At 68.3% G+C, this 22928-nt stretch carries 28 protein-coding genes and 5 pseudogenes; 11 read left to right on the forward strand and 22 right to left on the reverse strand.

Annotation, left to right across the window (positions count from 1 at the left end; all coding sequences use genetic code 11):
• Positions 1 to 168: 168 nt before the first annotated feature.
• The 3 genes and pseudogenes from ABZU76_RS46180 to ABZU76_RS46190 form a co-directional block, all read right to left on the reverse strand.
• On the reverse strand, positions 169 to 615 hold the full coding sequence (locus tag ABZU76_RS46180; protein WP_354883165.1) for an STAS domain-containing protein: 447 nt from the start codon (positions 613 to 615) through the stop codon (positions 169 to 171).
• A 586-nt stretch (positions 616 to 1201) separates the two neighbouring features.
• Positions 1202 to 1858: a phosphate signaling complex protein PhoU gene (phoU, locus tag ABZU76_RS46185; protein ID WP_354883167.1), complete on the reverse strand. Its 657-nt coding sequence runs from the start codon at positions 1856 to 1858 to the stop codon at positions 1202 to 1204.
• A 365-nt stretch (positions 1859 to 2223) separates the two neighbouring features.
• Positions 2224 to 2313 (reverse strand): annotated as a pseudogene (locus ABZU76_RS46190) (hemerythrin domain-containing protein); the annotation flags it as partial.
• 62 nt (positions 2314 to 2375) lie between these two features.
• Here ABZU76_RS46190 and ABZU76_RS46195 point away from each other — a divergent pair.
• A pseudogene (locus tag ABZU76_RS46195) lies at positions 2376 to 2525 on the forward strand (hypothetical protein); the annotation flags it as partial.
• Positions 2526 to 2543: 18 nt separating this feature from the next.
• Here ABZU76_RS46195 and ABZU76_RS46200 read toward each other — a convergent pair.
• Positions 2544 to 2670, reverse strand: a pseudogene (locus tag ABZU76_RS46200) (hemerythrin domain-containing protein); the annotation flags it as partial.
• Positions 2671 to 2874: 204 nt separating this feature from the next.
• Between ABZU76_RS46200 and ABZU76_RS46205 the strand changes: the two are divergent.
• Positions 2875 to 3276, forward strand: a complete 402-nt coding sequence (locus ABZU76_RS46205; protein ID WP_354883170.1) for an STAS domain-containing protein — start codon at positions 2875 to 2877, stop codon at positions 3274 to 3276.
• 160 nt (positions 3277 to 3436) lie between these two features.
• On the opposite strand, the gene ABZU76_RS46210 is transcribed toward ABZU76_RS46205, so the two are convergent.
• Positions 3437 to 3613, reverse strand: coding sequence for a hypothetical protein (locus ABZU76_RS46210; protein WP_354883172.1), 177 nt, complete (start codon positions 3611 to 3613; stop codon positions 3437 to 3439).
• A gap of 320 nt (positions 3614 to 3933) precedes the next feature.
• Between ABZU76_RS46210 and ABZU76_RS46215 the strand changes: the two are divergent.
• The 3 genes and pseudogenes from ABZU76_RS46215 to ABZU76_RS46225 all read left to right on the forward strand — a co-directional run.
• Positions 3934 to 4999 (forward strand): annotated as a pseudogene (locus tag ABZU76_RS46215) (CocE/NonD family hydrolase C-terminal non-catalytic domain-containing protein); the annotation flags it as partial.
• A gap of 121 nt (positions 5000 to 5120) precedes the next feature.
• Positions 5121 to 6352, forward strand: a pseudogene (locus tag ABZU76_RS46220) (ATP-grasp domain-containing protein).
• Positions 6353 to 6483: 131 nt separating this feature from the next.
• Positions 6484 to 6702 (forward strand): DUF2188 domain-containing protein, encoded by a 219-nt coding sequence (locus ABZU76_RS46225; protein WP_354883175.1) that lies wholly within the window; start codon positions 6484 to 6486, stop codon positions 6700 to 6702.
• A gap of 320 nt (positions 6703 to 7022) precedes the next feature.
• Here ABZU76_RS46225 and ABZU76_RS46230 read toward each other — a convergent pair whose 3' ends face one another.
• A complete protein-coding gene (locus ABZU76_RS46230) occupies positions 7023 to 7460 on the reverse strand; it encodes an SRPBCC family protein (RefSeq protein WP_354883178.1) in 438 nt (145 codons plus the stop codon).
• A 200-nt stretch (positions 7461 to 7660) separates the two neighbouring features.
• On the opposite strand from ABZU76_RS46230, the gene ABZU76_RS46235 reads away from it, so the two are divergent.
• Complete coding sequence (locus ABZU76_RS46235) at positions 7661 to 8134, forward strand: MSMEG_6728 family protein (RefSeq protein ID WP_354883181.1); 474 nt, start codon at positions 7661 to 7663, stop codon at positions 8132 to 8134.
• A gap of 5 nt (positions 8135 to 8139) precedes the next feature.
• Here the strand turns inward: ABZU76_RS46235 and ABZU76_RS46240 are convergent, their stop codons facing one another.
• Positions 8140 to 8505 carry a hypothetical protein gene (locus ABZU76_RS46240; protein ID WP_354883184.1) on the reverse strand — a complete coding sequence of 122 codons (366 nt, stop codon included), beginning with the start codon at positions 8503 to 8505 and terminating at the stop codon, positions 8140 to 8142.
• Positions 8506 to 8565: 60 nt separating this feature from the next.
• Here ABZU76_RS46240 and ABZU76_RS46245 point away from each other — a divergent pair, with 60 nt between their 5' ends.
• Positions 8566 to 9249 carry a fatty acid desaturase gene (locus ABZU76_RS46245; protein WP_354883187.1) on the forward strand — a complete coding sequence of 228 codons (684 nt, stop codon included), beginning with the start codon at positions 8566 to 8568 and terminating at the stop codon, positions 9247 to 9249.
• Positions 9250 to 9709: 460 nt separating this feature from the next.
• On the opposite strand, the gene ctaD is transcribed toward ABZU76_RS46245, so the two are convergent.
• Entirely contained in the window at positions 9710 to 11482 is a 1773-nt protein-coding gene (gene ctaD / locus ABZU76_RS46250; protein WP_354883190.1) for a cytochrome c oxidase subunit I, read from the reverse strand.
• 281 nt (positions 11483 to 11763) lie between these two features.
• Here ctaD and ABZU76_RS46255 point away from each other — a divergent pair, with 281 nt between their 5' ends.
• Positions 11764 to 11976 carry a hypothetical protein gene (locus tag ABZU76_RS46255; RefSeq protein ID WP_354883193.1) on the forward strand — a complete coding sequence of 71 codons (213 nt, stop codon included), beginning with the start codon at positions 11764 to 11766 and terminating at the stop codon, positions 11974 to 11976.
• A 254-nt stretch (positions 11977 to 12230) separates the two neighbouring features.
• Here the strand turns inward: ABZU76_RS46255 and ABZU76_RS46260 are convergent, their stop codons facing one another.
• Positions 12231 to 12725 carry a hypothetical protein gene (locus ABZU76_RS46260; protein WP_354883196.1) on the reverse strand — a complete coding sequence of 165 codons (495 nt, stop codon included), beginning with the start codon at positions 12723 to 12725 and terminating at the stop codon, positions 12231 to 12233.
• Positions 12722 to 13234 carry a DUF2231 domain-containing protein gene (locus ABZU76_RS46265; protein WP_354883198.1) on the reverse strand — a complete coding sequence of 171 codons (513 nt, stop codon included), beginning with the start codon at positions 13232 to 13234 and terminating at the stop codon, positions 12722 to 12724. Before ABZU76_RS46265 ends, ABZU76_RS46260 begins: the two co-directional genes overlap by 4 nt.
• 274 nt (positions 13235 to 13508) lie before the next feature.
• Between ABZU76_RS46265 and ABZU76_RS46270 the strand changes: the two genes are divergently transcribed.
• Together ABZU76_RS46270 and ABZU76_RS46275 are read left to right on the forward strand one after the other, a co-directional pair.
• A complete protein-coding gene (locus ABZU76_RS46270) occupies positions 13509 to 13694 on the forward strand; it encodes an SDR family oxidoreductase (protein ID WP_354883201.1) in 186 nt (61 codons plus the stop codon).
• Positions 13691 to 13900, forward strand: coding sequence for a hypothetical protein (locus ABZU76_RS46275; RefSeq protein ID WP_354883204.1), 210 nt, complete (start codon positions 13691 to 13693; stop codon positions 13898 to 13900). Before ABZU76_RS46270 ends, ABZU76_RS46275 begins: the two co-directional genes overlap by 4 nt.
• 369 nt (positions 13901 to 14269) lie before the next feature.
• Here the strand turns inward: ABZU76_RS46275 and ABZU76_RS46280 are convergent, their stop codons facing one another.
• On the reverse strand, positions 14270 to 14608 hold the full coding sequence (locus tag ABZU76_RS46280; RefSeq protein ID WP_354883207.1) for a MerR family transcriptional regulator: 339 nt from the start codon (positions 14606 to 14608) through the stop codon (positions 14270 to 14272).
• A gap of 778 nt (positions 14609 to 15386) precedes the next feature.
• On the opposite strand from ABZU76_RS46280, the gene ABZU76_RS46285 reads away from it, so the two are divergent.
• Complete coding sequence (locus ABZU76_RS46285; RefSeq protein ID WP_354883210.1) at positions 15387 to 15638, forward strand: hypothetical protein; 252 nt, start codon at positions 15387 to 15389, stop codon at positions 15636 to 15638.
• 144 nt (positions 15639 to 15782) lie between these two features.
• Here ABZU76_RS46285 and ABZU76_RS46290 read toward each other — a convergent pair whose 3' ends face one another.
• The 11 genes from ABZU76_RS46290 to ABZU76_RS46340 form a co-directional block, all read right to left on the reverse strand.
• The gene (locus tag ABZU76_RS46290) at positions 15783 to 16946 is read right to left on the reverse strand and encodes a hypothetical protein (protein ID WP_354883213.1); all 1164 of its coding nucleotides are present in this window, start codon (positions 16944 to 16946) and stop codon (positions 15783 to 15785) included.
• A 238-nt stretch (positions 16947 to 17184) separates the two neighbouring features.
• Positions 17185 to 17517: a J domain-containing protein gene (locus ABZU76_RS46295; RefSeq protein ID WP_354883215.1), complete on the reverse strand. Its 333-nt coding sequence runs from the start codon at positions 17515 to 17517 to the stop codon at positions 17185 to 17187.
• A complete protein-coding gene (locus tag ABZU76_RS46300; RefSeq protein ID WP_354883217.1) occupies positions 17514 to 17906 on the reverse strand; it encodes a hypothetical protein in 393 nt (130 codons plus the stop codon). The genes ABZU76_RS46295 and ABZU76_RS46300 overlap by 4 nt, the downstream gene beginning before the upstream one ends.
• Before the next feature lie 129 nt (positions 17907 to 18035).
• Entirely contained in the window at positions 18036 to 18467 is a 432-nt protein-coding gene (locus ABZU76_RS46305) for an Hsp20/alpha crystallin family protein (RefSeq protein WP_354883220.1), read from the reverse strand.
• 371 nt (positions 18468 to 18838) lie between these two features.
• Positions 18839 to 19159: a hypothetical protein gene (locus ABZU76_RS46310; protein WP_354883223.1), complete on the reverse strand. Its 321-nt coding sequence runs from the start codon at positions 19157 to 19159 to the stop codon at positions 18839 to 18841.
• Between the two features lie 98 nt (positions 19160 to 19257).
• Positions 19258 to 19578, reverse strand: a complete 321-nt coding sequence (locus ABZU76_RS46315; protein ID WP_354883226.1) for a hypothetical protein — start codon at positions 19576 to 19578, stop codon at positions 19258 to 19260.
• A gap of 57 nt (positions 19579 to 19635) precedes the next feature.
• Positions 19636 to 20571 (reverse strand): hypothetical protein, encoded by a 936-nt coding sequence (locus tag ABZU76_RS46320; protein ID WP_354883229.1) that lies wholly within the window; start codon positions 20569 to 20571, stop codon positions 19636 to 19638.
• 291 nt (positions 20572 to 20862) lie between these two features.
• Positions 20863 to 21015 carry a hypothetical protein gene (locus ABZU76_RS46325; RefSeq protein WP_354883232.1) on the reverse strand — a complete coding sequence of 51 codons (153 nt, stop codon included), beginning with the start codon at positions 21013 to 21015 and terminating at the stop codon, positions 20863 to 20865.
• Between the two features lie 34 nt (positions 21016 to 21049).
• A complete protein-coding gene (locus tag ABZU76_RS46330) occupies positions 21050 to 21274 on the reverse strand; it encodes a hypothetical protein (RefSeq protein ID WP_354883235.1) in 225 nt (74 codons plus the stop codon).
• Between the two features lie 297 nt (positions 21275 to 21571).
• A complete protein-coding gene (locus tag ABZU76_RS46335; RefSeq protein WP_354883238.1) occupies positions 21572 to 21907 on the reverse strand; it encodes an ANTAR domain-containing protein in 336 nt (111 codons plus the stop codon).
• A 65-nt stretch (positions 21908 to 21972) separates the two neighbouring features.
• A complete protein-coding gene (locus ABZU76_RS46340) occupies positions 21973 to 22233 on the reverse strand; it encodes a hypothetical protein (RefSeq protein WP_354883241.1) in 261 nt (86 codons plus the stop codon).
• Positions 22234 to 22928: the final 695 nt, after the last annotated feature.

Below are 22928 nucleotides of genomic sequence, written 5' to 3' on the forward strand. Positions count from 1 at the left end.
ATACCGGTCGGTGCGCGGTGCCGGGGTAGTTCTGCTGCGTGCGAATCGCGTCACCGGTGCGAACGGGAACAACGGCGTTGCGCGCGAGCTGGACTCCTCGTAGGAATTACTGGCGTCGCGCGGCATGTCCCGGACCTCGCTGCGGAAACGTTGGAGAAGCCCTCTAGATCAAGTTGGTGGCTCCGGCCTCGGGAGAGCGCTCACGGCCAGTAGCAGCGCGCCAAGATCGTTGCTGTTGGCAAGGACGTCCAGGGTCCCTTTGGCTTGCAGCGTGCGACGCGCCTGGCCGCGGGCGTGCAGGACGTGGTAGGTCGTACCCCAGTCGATGGCCGTGAGGTAGCCCGCGAAAAGCAGGTCGGCTCCGCAGGCGTCGAGCGCGGTCGTGTCCCGGAGATCGATCACGAGTTCGTCGGGTTGTTCGGTCGCGATCACCCTCAAGATAAGGATGCCCAGCTCGGCGGCTGCGGCGGCAAGAACCTGACCCCGCACGTCGACCCGCAGCGTTCCGTTGTCGATGCGGTGGAGTGTCGCAGAGAACGGCACGATGTCTCCAGCCCAGTTGTTTGGCGACAGGGGCCGGGCCGCTTCATGTAGGCCATCAGCGTAGTAGCCCAACTACCGATGCTCGCGCACGACGTCGTCATAAGACCGCGGTCGAGGATTGGTTTGAGCTGGCAGGCGGATCAGCCACAAGGCGGAGAAATGTCTTCGCAGAGGCAGGCGATGCGGGTGGGGCTTCAGCGCCGCTGGGGTCGCTGATCTTGCCAAGTGGTGCACTGGCTGAGGGTGCAGCAATCGGTCGATAGCCTCGTGCGCGGTCAGCCCGGCTGATCGGCGCACGGTACGACGTGGGACGGTTGATCTGCCGTTGCGGGACCGCGCGCGTTGACCGAGATTTCGGCCGTCGCCAGAAGACCGTCCGGGCCGGCATCGATCACCCGCGCGTGGTGGCGTTACTGGGACACCGGTCCGACGACGGCCGGCCGTTCCTGGTGATGCAGCTGGTCGACGGTGAGAACCTCGCCGAATGCCTGGTCGCCGGGGTGCTGTCGGGCGAGCATGATTCTCGAATCGTCACCTGGAGGGGCTGCAAGGGGATGAGTAGCCCGCGGTTCGGCGGTGAAGCGCGTGTTGTGGTGCGGACCGCGCGGGAACGGGCCCGCCCACTTGGGCATCCCTGCGGTGATAACGCGGGGCTGGGTTAGGTGTGGATGTGGAAGGGAAGTTCGCCGGTTTCAGCGAAGCCCAGTCGGTTTGCGACGGCGACGGCTTGGTCTCCGAATCGTTCGTAGAACCTGGCGAGCAGGGCGAGGTTGATAGCTGCCTGGACGCCGTGGGGCCATTGGTCGCTGGTGATCAGTGTCAGGACGCGGGCGCGCACCGTGTCGATGGTCTGGTCGGTTTCGGCGAGGTCGGCGAATCCGCAAGCGCACTCGCGGGCGATCAGCTCGGCGAGGCGGTCCGCCATGCCCGCGGCGGCGCCACCCATCTCCGCGAACGCGGGTTCGAGCTCGACGGGAATGGCGCAGGCGGGGTGGGCGAAACGGGTGATGCCGGCGATGTGCGCGGCCAAGTCGCCCATCCGTTCGAACCGGTCTGCGCAGTAGATTGCGGCCAGGATGGCCCGCAGGTCGTGCGCCTTTGGCGCCTGGAGGGCCAGAAGCGCCTGGGCTTGCGATTCGCAGTCCGCGCGGGCCCAGTCGATCTCGGCGTCGGCGGCGATCACCTGCTCGGCGATGTCCAGGTCTGCGGTCAGCAGTGATCGGCTTGCCCGGCGGATCGCCTCGGCCGTGAGCGCGCACATCCGCCGCAGCTCCGTCCTGAGGCGGTTCAGCTCTTCGTGAAAGCTCTCGCGCATGCTCACACCGCATTAATCGTCGGCCAACCGAACGCCGGTCCTGGCGGCGTCGTAGCGCACTCGCGCAATGCAGCCCGCCGGCACGCAAAGGAAAACTCGCGCCGACGGGGTCCGCCACGCGCCATGCCACCGCGCCGCGTAGCTACAATGCTCGCCCAAGTCAAGCGGACCGGCACCGTGGTATTACAAGATCTTTTGTGGCGTTGGCGGGGCAGTCGGCTCGCCGCGGAGCACAGCGACGCTCGGCTGTCCGGTTCGAGATGGGTGGTGAGTCCCATCGGGTGCCGAGGCGGTCGACCCGCCGCTGCTGCGGCAGGTCGGCGAGGAACGCGCCGGCAACGTCGCGGAGTTTGGCGTTGGTGATTCGCGTCGAGGACTTTACGGCCCAACCGGCCCAGCTCTTCGACAGAACACGCGGCTCGGAGCTTGGGCAGAAGATCCTTCTCCTCGTCCTCGTCCTCGTCGCGGCGACCCGTCGACATCCGGCAGCCGGCGCCACCGCCGCGGATTCTCCTACGCCGCTGCGGTCGGCGAACGGGATACCGATGCTGCGACCCTCGCGCGCATCGAAGACCTCACGTACCCGCCCGCCTGGCGCGACGTCTGCATCTCTCCCGACTTAACCACGGGACACGCGCGCGGCGCTTGCCCAGGGCCGACGGGATGACGGGAGAACCTGCCAAACCGTCGGTCGGCCGGACAGCGCGTCGCGGATCTTTCCGATGAACGGTGCACCCGGGTCAAGCAAGCCGGTTGGCCGGCGGTTTGTCCGGCGCTGAGGGGTGGGGCCGAGTGGGAGCAGGCTTCTCGGAACTTCGTCACCGGCTGCTGGTACCCGTGCTCGAAGCCCAGCGACCAAGACCGGACGATCACGATCGCCGCGGCGTAGACTGCGTTTCTACTGCGGTTCGATCAGAAGGTCGCCGCCCGCCGTCCTTCCCGGATGCATCCAGAGGCCTCGCGGCGAAGTAGGAGCCTGCGGGCCCTGCCTCCGTTGCGTCGAAGGAGGCCCTGTTATGACCCGACTCGTCAGTGCTTCCACATTCGTCCAGGTCGCGCGGTCGCCCAGCATGCTGTTCATCACTACGGCCGAAGCAAGCATGGTGATCGTCCGCGGTGATGTTGACCTCACCATCACGGGCCCGCTCTCGAAGCAGTTGACGGAGGAGCTCGAACTCCGGCCTGCCGCGCTGATCGTCGACCTGCGCGAGGCCACCTTCTGCTCGTCTTGCGGTCTGAGCGCGCTCGCCCGGGCATGCGAGGCGGCGCGGAGGGTCGATGTGCCGTTCGCGATCGTCACCACCCAGCACGCCGTGCTTCGGCCGGTCCAGCTGCTAGGCCTCGACAGGACGCTGCCGATCCACCGAACCCTGCCGGAGGCACAGGAGTGGCTCGGTCTCGTCAACCGCCTGCGCTGATCTGCCGCAGCAACTCCGCGAGGCAACCCGGCCCAGCCGAAACGGCGGTTGAACGCGTCGGCTCGGACGGCAGATTGGCACCGCTGGCGTTCGGTGCGTCGCGGGCGAGGATCCCGCGGTAGCGGGCGGCGGTCAGGTGCACGGGGCCGGCCGATGCGTGTCAGCCGCGGCACGCGCGATCCCGGTGGCGCCGCGCCCACGCGGCCGCGACTTCGGTGTGGGCCTCGGTGTTCAGCACTAGGATCTTCGACAGCTCGTGCGCCGGCCACGCACCGAGGGCGGTCCGGCAGCCGAGGTCGAGCACGGCGCCGATCGTGGTGAGCTCAGTGTTCGACACGACGACGGCGCAGCCGCATCGAGGCCGTATCCTGGATCCGACCGCAGCTCCTCTCCGGCGAGGAAGAGGCCCGCCCGACTGACGCCGTGGGTGTCCGTCGCGCTTGGTGATCGGCAGGTTGGTGGCGTTGCTTAGGATCTCGCGCCCGATTTCGGCGAGCCCGGTCGGCGGAGACGGATCAATGTGTTCGTGCGGGCGAGATCGCTCTCCGCGCTCCGGCGAGCGGCTTAGCCAGTGCGTCCACGCGCCGACCCGCGTCGCGGTCCATGCCGGCTCCTCTTGTCCCCGGGAGCCTGCCCGGCGGCACGAGGGTGAAACTGCCTTCGATGTCCTACGAGGATCGTCCCGGCCGGTGGGTCGGCGAGGCGCGGTGGCCCTCGCCGCATGTCAAGCCTTCGGAGCACGCGCTGGCGCCGCACGGCATCGCGCGGCCGGGGCAGGACGTGCCGGAAACGGCGTTGGAGGTGTCCTCACCGCTGTCGGTCGGGCAGTTCGCCGGGAAATGGGCCTCGTACAGCGCCCCGCCGGACCTGCCCTACCACCAGCGCGAGGAGGACGGCGGCTCTCTAGTCTTCGACACCGACGTGCTCACCGAGCGCTGTGAAATCCTCGGCGCGCCGCGCGTGCGGCTCGCGGTCTCCGCCGACCGGCCCGTGGCGATGGTGGCCGCGCGACTGTCCGATGTGGCCCCCGATGACTGTGCCACTCGGGTGATGTACGGGCTGCTCAACCTGACCCACCGCGACGGCCACGAAGAACCCAAGCCGATGGAGCCCGGTCAAGTGTGCGAGGTCGAGTTCGAGCTCAACGGAGTGGCGCAGGCCTTCCCCGCCGGCCACCGGATCCGGCTCTCCCTGTCCACCTCGTACTGGCCGCTCGCCTGGCCGCCGCCAGAGCCGGTCATGTTGTCCGTCCACACGGGACGCAGTGCGCTCTTGCTGCCGGTGCGCCCGGTGGCGGAGCCCGACGAGGTGTCCACGAACCCGTTCGGTGAACCGGAAGGCACGCCGCCGCTGGCGACAATACAGCTGACCGCCGCCCGAGCAGCACTGGGAAGTGTCGCGGGACCTTGTGGCGTATCACTCCGCGCCGGACATCGTCAAGAACTCCGGCGCCGTCCGCCACGACGGCATCGACCTCACCGTCACCCGCGACGTGCACGAGCGCTACACGTGGGTCGCCGACGACTTCTGCTCACCGGTCGCGGAGACGGAGTGGATCGTGACGTTCGAGCGCGCCGACTGGTCCGCGCGCAGCGAAACCAGCACACGGGTGTGCTGCACGCCCGAGGAGTTCGTGGTCGGCGCGCGCCTCGACGCCTACTACGGCGACCGCCGGATCGTGTCCCGCAACTGGCACCGCACGGTTCCGAGGGACCTGCTCTGACGCGTTTGTCGTTGTGGCAAAGGGGAATCCGGGAGGTATGAACCAACCGGAACGAACGAAGAGTGGCAGACCGATCACGGCGAACATCTTCGTGGTCGGCCTGAACGACAATAACGCATAGGTGCTCGAGCGGCTGCCCGACTCCGACCAGTACGCGTTCCACGGACTGCTGACGCCTGACGAACTGCAGCACGGCGAAATCGACATCGGCGGACTGCTCGACAAGGCAACAACGACGCTCGACGCGTTCGAGGGCTCGATCGACGCGATCGTCACGTTCTGGGATTTCCCGACGGCGTCGCTCGTACTACTGTTGTGCGAGAGCCGCGGCCTGCCGCACGTGCCGATCGAGGCGATCCTCAAGTGCGAGCACAAGTACTGGAGCCGGTTGGAGCAGCGCGAGGTGATCGACGAGCTGCCGAAATTCGGCATCGTCGACCTCGACGACGCCGACCGAAGCTCCCCGAGGGTGTATCGAACCCCGTGTGGCTCAAGCCGGTGAAGTCCTTCTCCTCGGAGCTCGCCTTCCGCGTCACCAACGATGACGACTTCGCCGCGGCGGTCACAGACATCCGCGAGGGCGTGGGCCGGGTCGGCGAGCCCTTCGACGAGGTACTCGGGAAAGTCGAGCTACCGTGCGAAATCGCCAAGGTCGGCGGGGCGGCGTGCCTGGCCGAGGAGGCGCTGCACGGAGTGCAGGCCGCCGTCGAAGGCTACGTGTACCGGGGCGAAGTGACCGAGTATGCGGCGCTCGACTCGTTCGACCTACCCGGAAAGCTCGTCGTTCCTGCGCCATCAGTACCCCTCGCAGCTGCCGGCGGAGGTGCGGCGAATCATGGCGGACGTCGCGAAGAGAGTGATGCGGCGGATCGGCTTCGACAACGGGACGTTCAGCATCGAGTTCTTCTGCGACGTGCAGTCCGGAGAGGTGTACCTGCTGGAGATCAACCCGAGGCACTCGCAGTCGCACGCCGAACTGTTCGAGCTGGTCGACGGTCTGGCCAACCACGACCTGATGGTTCGCCTCGGACTCGGGCAGGCGCCGCGCCACCGCGCCGGCGGAGGTCCCTACGGCATCGCCGGCCGCTGGTACCTGCGCCGCTTCTCCGGCGACGCTGTGGTGACGCGCGCGCCGACGGCCGCGGAGATCACCGCGTTGCAGGATCGGCTGGGCGCGGTGGAGGTCAGCGTGTCGCCGAAGGAAGGACAGCGCTTCCGGACCTGGCCGAGCAGGACAGCTACTCCTACGAGCTCGCGCAGTTCCTCATCGCGGCGAACAGCGAGCGGGAGATGGAGCAGAAGTACCAGCGCTGCGTCGACGAACTCCGGTTCGAGTTCGAGGACGTGGCCTGAGGCGAGGCCGGCAACCACCGCGGGCCCCACCTGTCGAGGTTGTCGTCGAACGGTATCCCGGCAACGGCGCGGGTGAAGTGGCTGGCGACGGGTATCCAGGGATCTCCGGACCGCGGAGGGAGGCATCCATCATGGATGGTGACGTCGAGACGTTCCACGAAAACGGGTTGTGGAAGAACAAGATCGATGGCCATCAGCGCGCGTCGAACACTTTCAAGGATTGCGTGCTCGCCGTCAAAACGGGGCGGCACATGGCGAAGGCCCGCCGCGTCGGCCACCGTGTGCGCGACGAGCGGGGCTCCCTCATCAGCCACGACGACTACCGCACCCGTCACAAAGGCTTACGGTGACCTTGTAGTTGCCGCTCCGCGTGGCTTCGCCGCTCCTGTACTTCGCGCCTTGGACCGGCACGAAGAAGCCCTTGTCGTACGTCGTGGCATCCGTGTTGTTCAGGCCGACACGGGAATCGGTGTGGTGCTTCGTCAATCCTTGGCGAAGATGCAGGTGTGCTTGACGTGGGAAAAACTTGGCGACCACAGCTGGTGCGGATGAGTCCGCGTTTGGAAATGAGAACGGGCAGTTGGCGCGACCTCCCGACGATGACGTCGTGAGCCGCTGGGCTCGCTGGTGTCCGGCGCGGTAGCGGATCCGGGGACCCGTTGTCCTCCGTTCAGCCGGGAGGGGTGCCGAAGACCCGGGTGAGGCTCGCTTCGGTGTCCTTGCCGACCTTTTCGAACACCGCCTTCGCGATCGGCGTGCCGAGCTTCGCGGCGCCGTGGAACTCGATGGTGGCGTGGTAGGTCAGGGTGGCGCCGCCGTCGGCGGCGTTGACGGTGATGTCGTCGGTGGTGGTGGCGGTGTCGTTGCTGCCGCTGAAGACGACCCGGCCGGGTTCGAGCCGGCTGAGCTCGTAGGTGAGTTCGGTTTCCACGCCGGCGATCTTGGAGACGTTGTGCCAGCGGGCGCCGACTGCGATCGGTCCGCTGTCGAGGCGGTCGCACGACTGCGTGCCCGGGTCCCAGTCGGTGGCGTTGCCGAAATCCTTGAGGTACTCCACCACTTCGTGCGGTCCGGTGGCGACGGTGAAGGTGCGTGTCACTTCGACCACGAGCGGTTCCTTCCTGTGGGGGGCGTCGTCTCGTCGTACCCGGCGTCCGCGGTCCGAAACCTCGGGCGCGCCGGGGCGTTTGGCGAGGCGGTCGCGTTCTTGCCGGCCGAACTGGCGGGGCCGCCTGATCACGCCACCGACCGGCCCGAAGCAGCCCGTGAACGGTTGGGGCGCGCGGCCCGGGGGTAGGTCTCCGGGTGATGCAGACTTTCCTTCCCCTCCAGGACTTCGCGGAAAGCGCTCGGACGCTCGACCGCCGGCGGCTCGGCAAGCAGCGCGTCGAAGCGCTGCAAGTGCTGCGTGCGCTGGTCGTGCCCGGCTACGGCTGGCGGCATCATCCGGCCGCGAAAATGTGGACCGGGTACGCGGAGGCGCTGACCCGGTACGGCTTGGAGGTGTGCGCCGTGTGGCGCGCGACGGGGGCAGCCGACACGTGCGCGGAGAAGCTGCTCGACCAGTACGGCGCGACCCCGGTGCGGACCCAGGCGGAACTGGCGGACGCGGGGGAACTGCCACCCTGGCTGGGCGACGAGGCGCTGCACTGCAGCCATCGTTCGGCGCTGGTGCGCAAGGAACCCGGGCACTACCGGCGGTGGTTCCCGGACGTGCCGGCCGACTTGCCGTATGTCTGGCCGCGGTCGGACCGGAGCTCGGCGGCCGGCCCCTCCGTGTGAGCGCCTCATCCGCTCGGCGTCCAGGAAACCACCAGCACGCCGACGTCGGCGGACGGTTCGGGACCGAGATGGTCGGCGATCGCGGCGGAGAGAAGATGGGCGAGCTCCGAAGGCGGCGAGCCGGCGGAGCGCTCCAGGATCCGGGTGACGCCCGCCTGGCCGAACCGTTCGCCAATCGGGCCGATGGCGTCCACGGCTGCCCGGGAGCACACGGCGAACACCTCGCCGGGATCCAGCCGGGAACCGATGCTGTCGGGCGAAAAGACCCGGCCCGAGAACTGGTTGGTGAAGCTGTTCGCCGTCGTGCCGTTGCTGGCGCTGGCCGCGGCGGTGCCGTTCGCGTGGGGGTGGGGCCTGAGCTGGATCGACATCGGCCTGGCCGCCGGCTTTTACGTGCTCACCTGCCTCGGCGTGACGGTCGGGTTCCACCGGTGCTTCACCCATGGCGCGTTCAAGGCCGGCCGCGGCCTGCGGATCACGCTCGCGGTGGCCGGGAGCATGGCCATGCAGGGCCCGGTGATCGGCTGGGTCGCCGACCACCGCCGCCACCACGCCTACGCCGACCGCGAAGGCGATCCGCACTCCCCGTGGTGTTACGGCACCACACCGCCCAGCGTTTCGCCCCCGACCTGCTCGCCGATCGCGACATCGCCCGCGTCGACCGCCGGTTCCCCGCGCTGACCGTGCTCACGCTCCTGGCGCCCGCCCTAATCGGCGGCCTCGCCACGATGTCCTGGTCGGGCGCGGTGACGGTGTTCTTCTGGGCGAGCCTGGTACGCGTGGCCGTGCTGCACCACGTGACCTGGTCGGTGAACTCGTTGTGCCACCTGATCGGTGACCGGCCCTACGCCGCACGCGACAAGTCGGCAAACTTCTGGCCGCTGGCCATCGCCTCCATGGGCGAGTCGTGGCACAACTCCCACCACGCCGATCCGACCGGCGCCCGCCACGGTGTCCGCCGCGGCCAGCTGGACATCTCGGCTCGGATCATCTGGCTGTTCGAGAAGGCCGGTTGGGCCACCGACGTCCGTTGGCCGAAGCCTGAACGCCTGGCCGACAAGCTCAACCCCGGCTACGCACCAGGGCTCGGACGCGGAGTGCGCGACCCGCGATGACACTGCGCACCGGACCCGACCCTGGTTCGATCACTTCGGGTTGAGCCCACAGCCTCCACGATCCGAACACTCGCACCGTTCTGAGGCCCGTCGTGCCTGGATCCCATGAGCCCGAGCGGGGTTGGTTCGACGATGCCGAAGCCGCCGCGGCTGGGCTCAGTACTGCTGCGCAACCGTTGGGCAAGGGAAGACCGCTCAACCGCCGGTCGCCGTTCCTGCTCGGCTATGGCGAGAGCGGCGGGCGGCCCGGCTGACGCCGTGCTTCTCGGCTTCCCCTAGCCAGCCTTCGCGCTCGGCTTCGGCGATCCGAGCGGTTAGATTGTCGCGAATAAAACCCAGCCAAGACCACGATCGCGCCCTACTCGCTGCGGTGCCCGGATCAGGGGCGGCAGACGCGGGAGGCCGAGGCCCTGGATCGCAAGGGCAACGTGTCGCGGCGCAACAGTCAACTGCTTTCGGTTCAGCGTCCACGGGGGTCTTCGCTGCCGCCTTGGTCTTCCGGCTGGGTCGCGCCCGCGGCTGCCTCGAAGAGTGAGGCTTTGCCCTGGGGGTGCCCTCGGGTGACGTGTGCTTCGTCGCGCAGGCGCTCCACCATGTGCGGGTAGTGCAGCTCGAACGCGGGCCGTTCGGAGCGGATGCGCGGGAGCTCGAGGAAGTTGTGCCGCGGCGGCGGGCTGGTCGTCGCCCACTCCAGCGAGTTGCCGTACCCCCACGGGTCGTCCACGTCGACCGCTTGGCCGAAGCGGTAACTCTTGACGACGTTCCAGATGAAGGGCAGCACCGAGGCGCCCAGGATGAACGCGCCGATCGTGGAGACCGTGTGCATCCACGTGAACCCGTCGCTGCGCAGGTAGTCGGCGTAACGGCGGGGCATGCCTGCGTCGCCGAGCCAGTGCTGGATCAGGAACGTGGTGTGGAAGCCGATGAACGTGGTCCAGAAATGCCACTTGGCCAGGCCTTCGTCGAGCATGCGGCCGGTGATCTTGGGGAACCAGAAGTAGATGCCGGCGAACGTGGCGAACACGATCGTCCCGAAGAGGACGTAGTGGAAGTGGGCGACGACGAAGTAGCTGTCGTGCACGTGGAAGTCCAGGGGCGGGGCGGCGAGGATGATGCCGGTGAGCCCGCCGAGCAGGAAGGTGACCAGGAAGCCGATCGACCACAGCATGGGTGATTCGAACGTGAGGGTGCCTTTCCACATGGTGCCGATCCAGTTGAAGAACTTGATGCCGGTCGGCACGGCGATGAGGAAGGTCATGAACGAGAAGAACGGCAGCAGCACGGCGCCGGTGGCGAACATGTGGTGGGCCCACACGGCGACCGACAACGCAGTGATGCCGATGGTCGCGAACACCATGGTCTTGTAGCCGAAGAGCGGTTTGCGGCTGAAGACGGGAATGATCTCCGTGACGATGCCGAAGTACGGCAGCGCGACGATGTACACCTCGGGATGGCCGAAGAACCAGAACAGGTGCTGCCACAGGATCGCCCCGCCGGTGGCGGGGTCGAACACGTGCGCGCCGATGTGCCGGTCGGCCAGCAGCCCGAACAGCGCGGCCGTGAGGATCGGGAACGCCAGCAGGATCAGGACGCCGGTGAACAGAATGTTCCAGGTGAAGATCGGCATCCGCCACATCAGCATCCCGGGCGCGCGCAGACACACGATGGTGGTGATCATGTTAACCGCCCCGAGGATCGTGCCGAGGCCGGTGACGATCAGCCCGGTGATCCACAGGTCGCCGCCGACACCGGGGCTGTGGATGGCGCTCGACAGCGGGGTGTAGGCGGTCCATCCGAAGTCGGGCGGCCCACCCGGGGTGATGTAGCCGGACAAGACGATCAACCCGCCGAACAGGTAGAGCCAATAGGAGAACGCGTTCAACCGGGGAAAGGACACGTCCGGCGAGCCGATCTGCAACGGCACGAGGAAGTTGGCGAATCCGAACAGGTTCGGGGTGGCGTAGAGCAGCAGCATGATCGTGCCGTGCATGGTGAACAGCTGGTTGTACTGCTCGGGTGACAGGAACTGCAGCCCGGGCTGGGCCAGCTCGCCTCGCATCAGCAAAGCCGTCAACCCGCCGACGAGGAAGAACCCGAATGAGGTCGAGAGGTAGAGAACGCCGATCGTCTTGTGATCGGTCGTGCGGATCGTCTTCAGGATCACCGAACCGAGCGGCTCCCTGCGGGCCGGTCGGAACGGAACGGGAGTCGGGTGCGCGGCGGTGTCGGTCATCGGAATCCTCGGTTTTCGTCGTCGCCGGAGCATCCTCATCGCTGCCGGTCCGCACTTACCCGCTCCGGCCGTCGGTAAACCCGTGGTTGAAATCGATGGTTGATGGCGCCCGGTGCGGGTATGCCTCGCGCTGAGCGCAGCCGGCAGCACCGCTTTTTCGGATCGAGGTGGCGGCGATGGACTCAACTGTTCCGGGCGTGCGGAGGGCCGTCTCAGCGCGGACTGCGGCTCGACGTCTCCGCGCGACCGAACGTCACCTCAAAGCCACGGACGCAATGTGGGTGCGGCAGATCCTCGGTGAGGCCGCGTGGCCCCTGCGGCGCGGCTGGTTCGCGGTGAACCTCGCCTTGGACGTCATCGCGCTTGCGCTGATCCTGCTCGGCGTGCTCGTGGTGCTACCGGTGGCCTTCGCGGGCTTCGTCCTGGGCAACATCGCCGTCTGCATGCACCTCGAACGCCAAAGCCGGATCGAAGGCTGTACGAAGACTCGGTGACCCGCCGCCTGGCTGACGAAACCCTCGCGCGATCCCGCGGCGACGTGGTGGCGAAGGGGTGGGCCGGTCTCTCTTGAGCGTGGCCAGTAGTCGGGCTCGAGCGGTCTGGCGGAAGCCGGTGCCGTTACCGGACTATCAGCTCGTGCCGCAAAGCCGACCAGCGCCGCTCATGAGCGCCGAAAGGTTCAGCGCGAGGATGCGCTGGCTCGCTGGCCGCGTCTTCGATGGCGCGGACGCCAACGGCGCCGCCGCGATCAGTTCTCCTGGTGGGTGGAGGTCATGACCTCGACGCCGATCTGGCGTCGGAAGGGTTCGACTGTGTTTCGCTGGTGGTCGGCTCGAGCCAGGAGATCGTCGAAGTCGATGGACGGCACGCGTTCGCGCAGGCCGGCCAGGTCACCGAGGGTGGTCCACAGGATCTTTTTGCCTTCGATGCCCATGGCCAGGGCCTCTAGTTCAAGAAAACGGCTCAGAGGAGAATAGGACCTCAGGCGGCCGTTGTATTTGAGCCGTCCCAGCCGTTCCCCCGCGAAGGCGGCCGCGGCCTTGGCGCGGTTCGGACGCACGTTAAGCGTGCGCATGATCAGTTCGAACGTCCGCACGTCTTCGGCGATGGCTTGTGCGACCTTGGCCAGCGCGTCTCCCAGTTCGGTCCCGCGGTTGTTGTCGCGGGCCCGGCGCGCCAGTTCGCGCCAGGTGATGCCCATGGCGAACTGGTCGCGAAGGTAGATCCGCAGGAACTCGGTCACCGGTCCACCGCCTGGGGGCGCGGGGACTGCCACCGGAAGACGCCGGCGCCCTGCGCGTAGGCGAGGTGACCGCCGAGCGCGCCACCCGCGCTGAGAACCACCAAGCCGACGACGCCGAGGACCTTTCCGCCTGCCGGCTCGCGCCGGCGTCGCAGGTAGGAGCCGGTGAAGAACGCGGCAGCGAGGCTGTTGAGCACGAGGTGGCCGAACCCGACACGTCGCTGCCGCTCGTCCAGCTCGCTGTAGTCGGCCGCGCCGAGGACTGCGGCCGGTGGCACGGCGAGTAGGCCGATCCCGACCAATCGCCGGGCGGCTGCGTCGCTGCCCGGGGTCAGGTCGAGCAGCGACGCGCACACCCAGGCCCCGATCGGGACGGTGACGGCAAGCGGGTGCAGCGGATGCCCGAGCCAGCGCCCACGCAGCTCACGGCCGACCCGACCGCCGAAGAGCCGGATCAACGACTTCGCCACCGCCGCCGCGGGCGCATCAATCCCTCGTGCGGTTTCCATTGCGGACAACACACGATGAGGTGCCGCAGCTCGATCCCCTTCGCTGCGGATCTTCGGAACGGCTTGTGCGGTTTCGTCGGTCATGCCGCGGGCTACCCCGCGTCCCGGTGCACCAATCTCGCGTTGGCCAAAACGTGGCCGGCCGTGGTGACCGGACGGCCGGATACCCGCCTGCGACGACGTTGCTCCGGCCGACCCAGGCAGAGTCGGCACACGAGGACCGCGGTTCAAGGACGACGCCACGGGCTCGCGCGGCGGACCGATCTGGACGGGAGTGAGCCTGGACGAGCACGAGGATGCCGAAGAGACGCGGCGCTGGGTCGACGAGGCCGGCCGCAAGGCGGTGCTTGTCCCCGGTGACTTTGCCGATCCTGCGCAATGCCGTTCCCTGGTCGCTCGCACGGTCGAGGAGTTCGGCCGGATCTACGTCCTCGTGAACAACGCGGCGTTCCAGAGATGACCCACGAGACGCTGGAGGAGATCCCGGACGAGGAGTGGGATCACACGCTCGCGACCAACCTCGGCGCGTTCTTTCATTTCGTGAAGGCGGCCGTGCCCCACGTGCGGCCGGACTCGGACGCGAACTTGGAGCACGCCGTCGCTGCCGGTATTCACGGGAACGAAGGCGCCGGCGAGAAGCTGCCGGGCGATGTCGGCGTCTTCTAGCAGTGCCGACTCCCACGTGTCGTAGTCGACGATGTCGCCAAACGACGTCGCGGACCACTCTTTATCCGGTCAACCGTTCTGTACCCCGGCTGTCTGCACGACATTTTCACCGCGCCGCTGCACTACGACGTCGCGCTCGCCAACGCCAAGAAGCCGTCCCAGCCAGTACCGCCGAGACTGCACCGACGGGTCATTTCGCTGGACAACGTCTCCGACACCGCAGCCTCCTTCTTGCGCCACCGCCGAAGGATGCGTCCTGTCGGTTCCACCCCAGCGGATTTCGGAGCTGCTGCGGACGCGGGACACGGGCGTCGGCGGTGTGGCGGGGCGTGCAGCGGGGGTCCCGGCGGCACGCCCTGTGCCGGGGGGTTATTCGGTGGAGCGGAGTTCGGTGTTCTGGCGCTGGGATTCGTGGAGCTGGTCCTCGAGGGAGATGATGCGGCAGGCAGCGTCGACAGCGGTGCCTTGATCGACTAGTTCCCGTACGCGTGCGGCGATGCGCAGCTGGTGGCGGGAGTAGCGACGATGCCCGCCGGCCGAGCGCTGGGGCTCGATCAGGCCGGCCTCATCCAGGCTGCGCAGGAAGTTCTGGCTCGTGCCGAGCATGTCCGCGGCCCGGCCCATCGTGTAGGCGGGGTACTGGTCGTCGTCGAACTTGTCGGCCCCGCCCGAATCGGGAGCGGGGGTCTCGTGTTGGTCAGGAATCATGCCACCTCCACATCACAAGGGACCCCGGATGCCGTGCACGGCATCCGGGGTCCCAGGGGTTGGGGTTTCACCATTGTCAACCGACTGTGAGGCCGGCTTCCTGTATCCGCGGTGTCCGTCCGAGAGCCGGACGGTGCGGAGATCGCTTATTCGTAACCGAGAACCACCTTCCAATCCGATGGGACTGCGGTACCCGCGCGGCACTACTGCCCAGCCGCTGCGGGCGATCCAATGATGTGCCCTTTCCCTTCTCTCCTGTGTTTTCCTCTTACTGTGCAACACTTCGTGTACTGCGACTGCTGCGAACGTCACCGGCTGGAACCCTTCCACTGATCGGCCCCAGCACGCGTCACGCCGCTGGTCACTGCCCGGAGCCCCGTCGGGAATCGGCTCCGGGCACTTGACCGTTCCTGCACTAGCTGACTTGCCACTGCTGCTTTCCTGCTACTGCATTACCTCGCCGGGATCGATCTTGCCGCTTGCTCTTCCCTGCCCGATCCCGGGGTACTTCACCGGTCACCAGCCGAAACCTGTCCAACGATTGGCTTCGTCCTGCCTGACCGTTCTGTCTCACCTCGCGGGTAGTTCGTCATCTCCCGCGCCTGCTCGACCTTGTCTCTCTCGGTATGAGCAGAAGATTACACACAGCTGAGATTGAATGTCTACCCCCGCCGCCATAGATTTGTTGGTGTCCTGGCGGGCCGACCGCCGGGCCACGAAGATCCGCAGGTCAGCGCGCAGCGCATGCGGACAACGACAGTCGGAAGGATGACGCGGGATGACTGACTCGGTCGCGCGGCACGACCCGTACGGCCTCACCGGGGTGCGCGATCTCCACGACTACGCCCGCGTCCTCCGGCGGATGGTCGAGCAGGGACGGCGGGAGCGGTGTGTCGCGCTGTTGTCGGAGACGGAGGCGCACGCCGTGGCGGAGTTGCTGGGCCAGTACGCCCAGCTCGACCCCACCGCGCACCTCAACCGGCTCGCTGCTGCCCTCGCCGGACGCCTCTACAGCCGGCTCGGTGTGTGACCCGCCGCCAATTCCTCACCCTGCCGGACAAGACCGAGAAGCGTTACCTGAAGGAGGTACAAGAGGAGCTTGCGCTCGACCTCGCCCCGATCAACGGCGACATGCCGAACCGAGCACAGCAACCAAGGCCAGCCGAGCGATCAGCTACAGCAGGCGTCGCCTGCCCCCCACGCAGCCACATCGCGACCTCCGCGTCACCCGCGCCGGGAACCTGTTCCCGCCCGGCGGCACCGTGGCGGCAGCGTAACCCCGATGGAGCAGCGGCGCCGGAGAAAGCACTGGTCGCCCGCCCTGCCGGGTCCGTTCCGGGCGCGCGTGAGGATCTGCTGTGTCCGGCCATGGCCGTCGGCTCACGTGTCTGGTTTGGCCCGCACGACAGAGAGCCGGTGGCGGTATCGGCCGAGTTCGAACGCGCGGTCCGCGCGCGCCTCGACGATCACCCCGGGCTCGACCGGCCAGAACGTGAAGTCGTCCCCACCAGGGAGACCCGCGATGATCCCGGACGCTCGCCGGGGGGCCGCTCTCTGCGAGCCGGAGCCTTCCGGCCAGCGACACGAGCGCCGGCCGCGACAGCGTCGTCGACAACCCCACCGCGCGCACCCGTCCGCGCCGATCCGTCTGGCCCAGCACCAACGCGGTCGGCCGGGACGGGCTGCCGGTCACGCCGAGCACCAAGGCGTCAACGTCGTCGTAGTGACGCACCTTGACCCAGCCGGCGCGGCCACCGCGCAGCGGATAGCGCCCCGCCAGCGGCTTCGCGACGGCCCCCTCGATGCCGACGGCCGCCTGGTCCGCGCTGATCCACTCCCGGCCCTCGGCGACGTCAAGTGTCGAGACCATCAACTGCACACCGGCGTTGCCCGCGCCAACCACCGCGGCGAGCCGCTCACGCCGACGCGACAGCGGCCACAACCGAAGGTCACGACCGCGGGCACCGAGCAGGTCGAACGCCACGTAGACCACGCCGACGCCCTCGGCGCGGCGCCGGGCCGGACCATAGCCCAGCGCCGCGAAGTCCAACCGCCCCTCGCAGTACGCGCACAACTCGCCGTCGAGCACCACCCGGCCGAGCTTGGCCGCCGACTCGAGGACCCCGGGGAACCGGCCAGTCAGGTCGCTGCCGGTCCGGGACTGCAACACCCCGCCCGGCACGTGCACCACGCACCGCCACCCATCCAGCTTCGGCGAGTACTCGTACCAACCCATGGGCAGCGCCGCAGCCGGCTCGACCACAGCGAGCCGCAGCGGCAGTTCCGGCACGGGCACATGTCCATAGTGGATCCCGCTGACCAGCGGCGCAGCCGTCAACCAAACTCCTCCGCAGTCCGGGCTGTCCCCACTCGGCGATACCTGCCCACGAGCATCACTCCACGGATCCCGAACCTCATGCGCTCATCGAGCCACGGTTCACCGCTTCCAGAACCAGCAGCATCACGACCAACCGTTGCTTTTTCGGCGCTAGCTACTGGAAGGCCGGTCAGGTCTAACGATCCGTCGGCGAGCTGACCGGGCCCGGCGCTCCACCGCGCTGGCCACATTCGCCGGGTCACCAGCTTTTTCGGTCAGGGTGGTGGTCAACGGGGCCGGCGCGCACGTTTGGTTCTGGCGGTGTGGTGTGGGGGTGCACGCGCACGCGGATATCTCGGCCTAGTGTGGAGCGCCGGTGCAGTTCGGTGGGTTGCCTCGTGAAGTGGTCGCGGAGGTGGCGGTAGGCGGTGATCACGGCCGCGAGCCGTTCGCGGTCCGGGTGCGGTGCGTCGGGGTGGCAGTCACGCACGGCGCGCCGGTAGGCGGCGGTGATCTCGGTGGCGCTGGCGCCGCGAGCAACGCCGAGCACCGCGTATGGATCGGGCAGGTCTGCGGGGTGAGCGGGGTTCATGGCGAGGACCGAAGCGAACCGGGCACAGCTGGGTTGAGCTGGCTGATCTCGGTGTAGTAATCGCGCGCCGCGATGTGGGCGGTGTCGAGGGCGCGCCGCAGGGTGGCCAGTTCCCGGCATGCGGAGGCCAGATGTGCGGTGCCCGGCGCGCCGTCGACCCGGCGAAGCTGCTCGGAACGTTGGGTGTGGTGGCCGGTGTGCTCGGCCAGGAGGGTCACCAGATCGGTCAGCTCGCCGGTGAGCTGGGTCAGCTGCCAGCCGGCGTCACACAGCTGTGCCAGGCCGGGCGGCTTGGCCGGGTCGGCCGCGCGGACCGCGCGCCGAAGGTCGCGGGTCGTCGTGGCCAGCGTGGTGGAGATCGTGACCGGTCGGCGTCGGGTGGTGCCCATCGGTTCCCTTTCCTCATGCCGTGCTCGACCCGGCACGGGGTGGGCGTGGTAGGTAGTCGCTGGCCCCGCCCGGCAGCGTTCGATGCGGCGCGGGCGGGGCCAAACAGGCCGAGCCAGGGTTCCGGGCGCTCAGACGTTGATCTGCTTGGACTCGCTCTCGCCGCTGATGGCGATCTTGCGCGGCTTGGCCTGTTCCGCGATCGGCATACGCAGCGTCAACACACCCGCGTCGTAGTGCGCTGCGATGCTGTTCGCGTCGAGGGTGTCACCCAGGAACAGCTGGCGGGAGAACACCCCGCGTGGCCGCTCGGACACCTGGACCTCGGTGCCCTCGTCGTAGGCCGGCGTGCGTTCGGCTTTGACGGTGAGCACGTTGCGCTCCACGTCCAAGTCGATGGCGCCCGGCGCGACACCGGGCAGGTCGAACTGCACCACATACTCGTTGCCGGACCGGTAGGCATCCATCGGCATCACCGCCGGGTGCGACGTGGTGCCGTTGGCGCCGAAGAACTGCTGGGTCAGCCGGTCCAGCTCCCGGAACGGGTCGGTCCGCATCAACATGACCATCCCTCCTTTGCTCCTTCCGTGTGCACCGCCACCAGCGCGCTGGGGACCGGAGGCGGCTCATCAACTTGTACGCCACCCTGCGGTGTCATCGTCGAGGTCCGGCTCCCGCCGCGACGCGGGCGGCGGGACCGGAGCCAGTTCGGTTGGAAACCGCGTGTCGAGACTGCTGGGTGTGCGATCGATACTTCGACTTCGATTACCTGGGGCCCGTCCCGGCTGCCGGAACCCCGGGCCGGGGTGTCGCGAAGGGTGCGCCACGAGACGCTGGGCCGGGACCGCTGCCAGGTCTCCTCGGCCGTCTGTCGAAGCAGGCATCCCCGCCGGGTCAGAGAACTACAGCCGGGCGGGCTCCAGGTACGCAGGCATCACCTGCCTTTCGAGGTCACCATCGCGTTCGCTGACCACATGAGCGCACCGATCAGCGGAGGGGAACGCTGTCGATGCCCACCTCGTATCGCCCGCACCATGCCGACCAGCGGGCCGCCGGTGGCGACGGCGTGGGGCGGGCGGCCGGATCGCTGCGGACCTGTGGATCCAGGCCGGGGCCTCGCTGGATACGGAGGAAGAACGTCGAAATTGGCGGTCATGATCGCGTCGAACTCTGCGCGCAGCCAGGCCGGATCGGCGTAAACCAGCTCGGCGAACCCGCTGGTCACGGCTTCGCGGCGGGTGGTGTCCGGCATCATCGATCACTCCCCGGCAACATCGTCGTGTTCGACACCAGGTCATGTACCGCTTCATTCATTTCTATAGCTCGCACTGCAAGTTGTGTCAAGTGCGCGCACTAGATAATCTGGAGTGGCGGGCTGCGTGACGACTCGTCAAGGACGAGGTGTGGGTGGCTGATCTCGGCAACCTCGACGACCCGGACTACCCGTCCTTCACCACCGGGCAGGCCGCGAAGATGCTGGGTGTGCAGGCCGATGATGCGGGCGGCGGCGGTGAGGGTGTGGCCTTCGTCGAGTTGTTCGCGCAGCCGGATCGGCGGCGAGCTGTTCGGCGATCGCCTTGGCGTAGGCCGACGTGCGCTCGGGCTGCCGACCGTGGGATGCATTGGTGCGGCGCTTAGGAAGCGCGCTCGCTCGTGGAGGTGGTTGGCCGTCACCTGGCCGAGGTAGTCCTCGACGATGGTGCACGGTGACCTTCTTCTCCGCCACCGGGCTCACCCGCTCTCGCCGCGGCCGGGCGGGACGTCGGCGGCGTCGGGGTCGAGGCGCGCGCGATGCACGCGGGGCCGTTGACGGCTGGCGAACGTCTCCACCGCGGGATCGGTCTCGGCCACCACGACGACCTCGGGCCGAACCGGCAGATACTGCGTGCGGCCGCGGCCGAACCCGCCGGCGGAGGTGTAGACCGCGGGCTCGCCGGTGAGCGTGGCGTGGGCGCCGATCTGACGGCCCAGCCGTGGCTCCAGCGGCAGGGACAGCCCGATCTGCCGCCAGGCGCCGGTGCCGTCGCGGCGTGCGAGCACCACCTCGCTCGGTGCGCGCGAGTCGCCGGCCACGCCGACAACCACGGCGTCGACGACGACCACCTGGCGGACCTTCACCCACGCGTCGGTCCGGCCCGGGCGGTAGCGGGCGTCGAGCAGTTTGGCGATGACCCCCTCGATCCCGACGTCGCTGGCCTCCGGGCGCGTCCACGCCAGCGCGGCGTCGCGGTCGGTCGTGCTGTGCACCAGCTGCAGCGGCGGCGCGACCCCAGCGAGCAGCTGCTCAAGCTGGGCACGCCGGTCCCGGTACGGCAATGAGCGGAGATCGTCGCCGGGGCCGTCGGCGAGCAGGTCGAACACCGCGAAGTAGACGCTCACCCCGGCCTTCGCCCGCGCGGCCGGGCGCGCGGCGAGCGCGCCGAAGTCCAGCCGACCCGCGCGCAGCGCGACGATCTCCCCATCGAGCACGACGTCGCCCAGCTGCGCGCCGGCCGCCACGACCTCGGGGAAACGGTCGGCGAGATCGCTGTCCTGACGCGACTGCAGCAGCCCGAGTTCGGCGAACAGCAGGGCACGCCAGCCGTCCAGCTTCGTCTCGTAGGCCCAGGACCAGCCAGGGCGGGACACCGGCACCTCCCGCGCGGGCTGCGCCAGCGGCAACCGCACCGGCGCCGGACCGCGGCCATGGCTACCCGGTTCCCGCGTACCACCCGACGGCCCGCCGCGTCGTGCGCAACGGCTGCCCTGCGCTCGGCGCCATCGGAGCCTCCCCGGTTCGGCAGCCGGGCCCGTGCGCGCCGGCGCGCTTGGCGTGAGCGTAACTCCCCGGGCCGACCGCGCCGGGAAAAGCGCAGCTCATCGGCCTGGCAGGTAGCTCGCCCACGTCTGGGCGTGGTCTGCGGAACGCTGGCGGGCCAGCCGCGAGGCCTGAGCTCATTTCCCGTGCTGATCGGTGGTCTACCCGGCACACCGCGACGTTCGGCGGGCCAGCCAGTCGCGCCGCATCACGTCGATGCCCAGCGACGCCGCGGTCGGTTCGGTGTCGACGTCGCGGCGCCACGCGGCAATCAGCCGCGTCAGCCTGTCCTCGATGGAGTCCGCGTCGCGCACACCGCGAGGTCGCCTCCGCCCGGGCGCCCGTACGTTACCGCGGCAGGAAAGTGCCCATTTGGTCCTCGTTCAGCCACCGGCTGGCGTTGCCGAGGGGATCGCTTCTCACGGCGTTGCTGAGGTTCTCGGCGTGCCGGCGCAGCGAGGCCTCGACTAGGTCCTCGGTCTGGCTGATGCGATCGGACGCGCTCGCCAGGTGGGCTGCGCTTTCCTTGACTTCCCAGGCGAGGTCGATCATGAGGTCCTCGGCCAGCTGCACCAGCGCAGCCCACGCTGGATAGGGCCCGTCTGTCGTGTCGACGCGCCGATCTCAGTCGGCCGGTACCACGCGTTGGAGCACGTGGCGCCCGAGCAGGCGCCGTCCGACGCCAAGTTGAGCTGCTTCTCGATGTCAGGCAACGTCTTGGTGGCGAGGTATTCCGCTGACCTGTCACAAATTCTCGAGCTCGGGCGAGGTCGCGTTTACCGTGTGCCCGCCCAGGGTAGGACTGGGACGGCGCGTCGATGACAGTCCACGTGTTGGCTGGGAGCGGCGTGTCCGCAGGTGGCTCCTCGGTCAAAAAGCGGCCGCGGGGCCACCTTGCGGTATGCGATGCACGCCAGCGAGGAAGTCGTCGAGAAAGGCCCGTGCGACGTCGCGGAGTTTGGTGTTGGTGTCCTGGGACAGCTTCGTGAGCAGCCCGAACGCCTCGTCCGGTCCGCATCGGCGCTGCGCCATCAGCAGGCCCGTGGCACGTCCGATCACCTCGCGGGTCTGCAGCGCCTCACGCAGCTGCGCGTTCTCCATGGCGAGGGCCTCCACGACAGCGGCGACCTCGGGGTACTCAGGCGCGTGCCGGGGTTCTGGCGCCGATCGGACCGTTTCCGGGTAGTGCGACTCCACCGCGGACATGCTCGATCCCCTTTCTCATCCACTTGTTGCAGATGTGTCTTTCAGCGTGCCGATAGGCCGGGCACTCAGGCGTCGAGGCGGCTGTAAAGGCGGCTGGCCAGGGACGCTGCCAGCTGGTTCAACTCACCCAGCGGATCGAGCAGCGCGAACTGCCCGAGCAGCTCCGCCGCGGCGTAGGCCTCGGCCTCCGACAGCACCGCCACGCACCGCTCCCGCCGTCCCCGCTCCGCCAAGCGCGTCAGGGCTTCGGCGTACTCGCCCAGGTCACGCACCCTGCCCAGCCCGTACCGATCACCACGCGGATCCTGCATGACCCTGTCACTCATGGTCGTGTGCCCCTTCGCCCCACTATCCGTCCGACACGACCCAACAAATCTATGACGGCTGGGGTAGACATTCAATAACGGGCGTGTGTAGTGTTCTCCTCGTACCGAGAGAGACAACGTCACGCAGGCGCGGGAGAGGACGTAACTGCCCGCGAGGTGAGACAAGACGGTCAGGCAGGACGGAGCCGATCAAGGAACAGGTTCCGGCTGGTGACCGGGAGCAGTACCCGGGACCGGGTCGTGAAGAGGTTTGACCAGGTAGTGCCGGTCCCGGAGAAATAGCGCAGGACGCGGGCGGAGAGTGTGTGCCCGTGAAGAACGGCAGTATCAGTGGTTGTTGTGTGCAGTGGCAGGACCGGTCAGGTGGCCGGAGCCGATCAGTGACCGGGGCTTCGGGCAGTGACCAGCGGCGTCAGCGTGCTGGGACCGATCAGTGGACAGGGTCCCCGCGGTGACGATCGCAGCAAGTGAAATAGCGGTAGTCGGTAAGTGGAAAACACGGAAGAGAAGGGAACGGGACCATCATTGGATCGCCCGCAGCGGCCAGGTAGCGCCGCGCGGGTGCCGCAGTCCCATCGAGTTCGGAGGTGGTGCTCGGTCACGAATGAGCGATCCCCGCGGGATCCGGCTTCCCGCCGGACGCGGGTGCAGGACGCCGGCGGTCACGCCGGTTGGCAATGGTGAAACCCAACCCC

The organism is Amycolatopsis sp. NPDC005232 (assembly GCF_040607795.1).
GTDB lineage: Bacteria > Actinomycetota > Actinomycetes > Mycobacteriales > Pseudonocardiaceae > Amycolatopsis.

Excerpts from the sequence above, each read along its gene's own strand:
- ABZU76_RS46285 (WP_354883210.1), top strand. The coding sequence starts at position 15,387 with ATGACTGACTCGGTCGCGCGGCACGACCCGTACGGCCTCACCGGGGTG.
- ABZU76_RS46310 (WP_354883223.1), bottom strand. The coding sequence starts at position 19,159 with ATGATGCCGGACACCACCCGCCGCGAAGCCGTGACCAGCGGGTTCGCC.
- ABZU76_RS46240 (WP_354883184.1), bottom strand. The coding sequence starts at position 8,505 with ATGTCGATCCAGCTCAGGCCCCACCCCCACGCGAACGGCACCGCCGCG.
- ABZU76_RS46295 (WP_354883215.1), bottom strand. The coding sequence starts at position 17,517 with ATGAACCCCGCTCACCCCGCAGACCTGCCCGATCCATACGCGGTGCTC.
- ABZU76_RS46265 (WP_354883198.1), bottom strand. The coding sequence starts at position 13,234 with ATGGAAACCGCACGAGGGATTGATGCGCCCGCGGCGGCGGTGGCGAAG.
- ctaD (WP_354883190.1), bottom strand. The coding sequence starts at position 11,482 with ATGACCGACACCGCCGCGCACCCGACTCCCGTTCCGTTCCGACCGGCC.
- ABZU76_RS46340 (WP_354883241.1), bottom strand. The coding sequence starts at position 22,233 with ATGAGTGACAGGGTCATGCAGGATCCGCGTGGTGATCGGTACGGGCTG.
- ABZU76_RS46300 (WP_354883217.1), bottom strand. The coding sequence starts at position 17,906 with ATGGGCACCACCCGACGCCGACCGGTCACGATCTCCACCACGCTGGCC.
- ABZU76_RS46305 (WP_354883220.1), bottom strand. The coding sequence starts at position 18,467 with ATGTTGATGCGGACCGACCCGTTCCGGGAGCTGGACCGGCTGACCCAG.
- ABZU76_RS46205 (WP_354883170.1), top strand. The coding sequence starts at position 2,875 with ATGACCCGACTCGTCAGTGCTTCCACATTCGTCCAGGTCGCGCGGTCG.
- ABZU76_RS46225 (WP_354883175.1), top strand. The coding sequence starts at position 6,484 with ATGGATGGTGACGTCGAGACGTTCCACGAAAACGGGTTGTGGAAGAAC.
- ABZU76_RS46235 (WP_354883181.1), top strand. The coding sequence starts at position 7,661 with ATGCAGACTTTCCTTCCCCTCCAGGACTTCGCGGAAAGCGCTCGGACG.
- ABZU76_RS46275 (WP_354883204.1), top strand. The coding sequence starts at position 13,691 with ATGACCCACGAGACGCTGGAGGAGATCCCGGACGAGGAGTGGGATCAC.
- phoU (WP_354883167.1), bottom strand. The coding sequence starts at position 1,858 with ATGCGCGAGAGCTTTCACGAAGAGCTGAACCGCCTCAGGACGGAGCTG.
- ABZU76_RS46280 (WP_354883207.1), bottom strand. The coding sequence starts at position 14,608 with ATGATTCCTGACCAACACGAGACCCCCGCTCCCGATTCGGGCGGGGCC.
- ABZU76_RS46335 (WP_354883238.1), bottom strand. The coding sequence starts at position 21,907 with ATGTCCGCGGTGGAGTCGCACTACCCGGAAACGGTCCGATCGGCGCCA.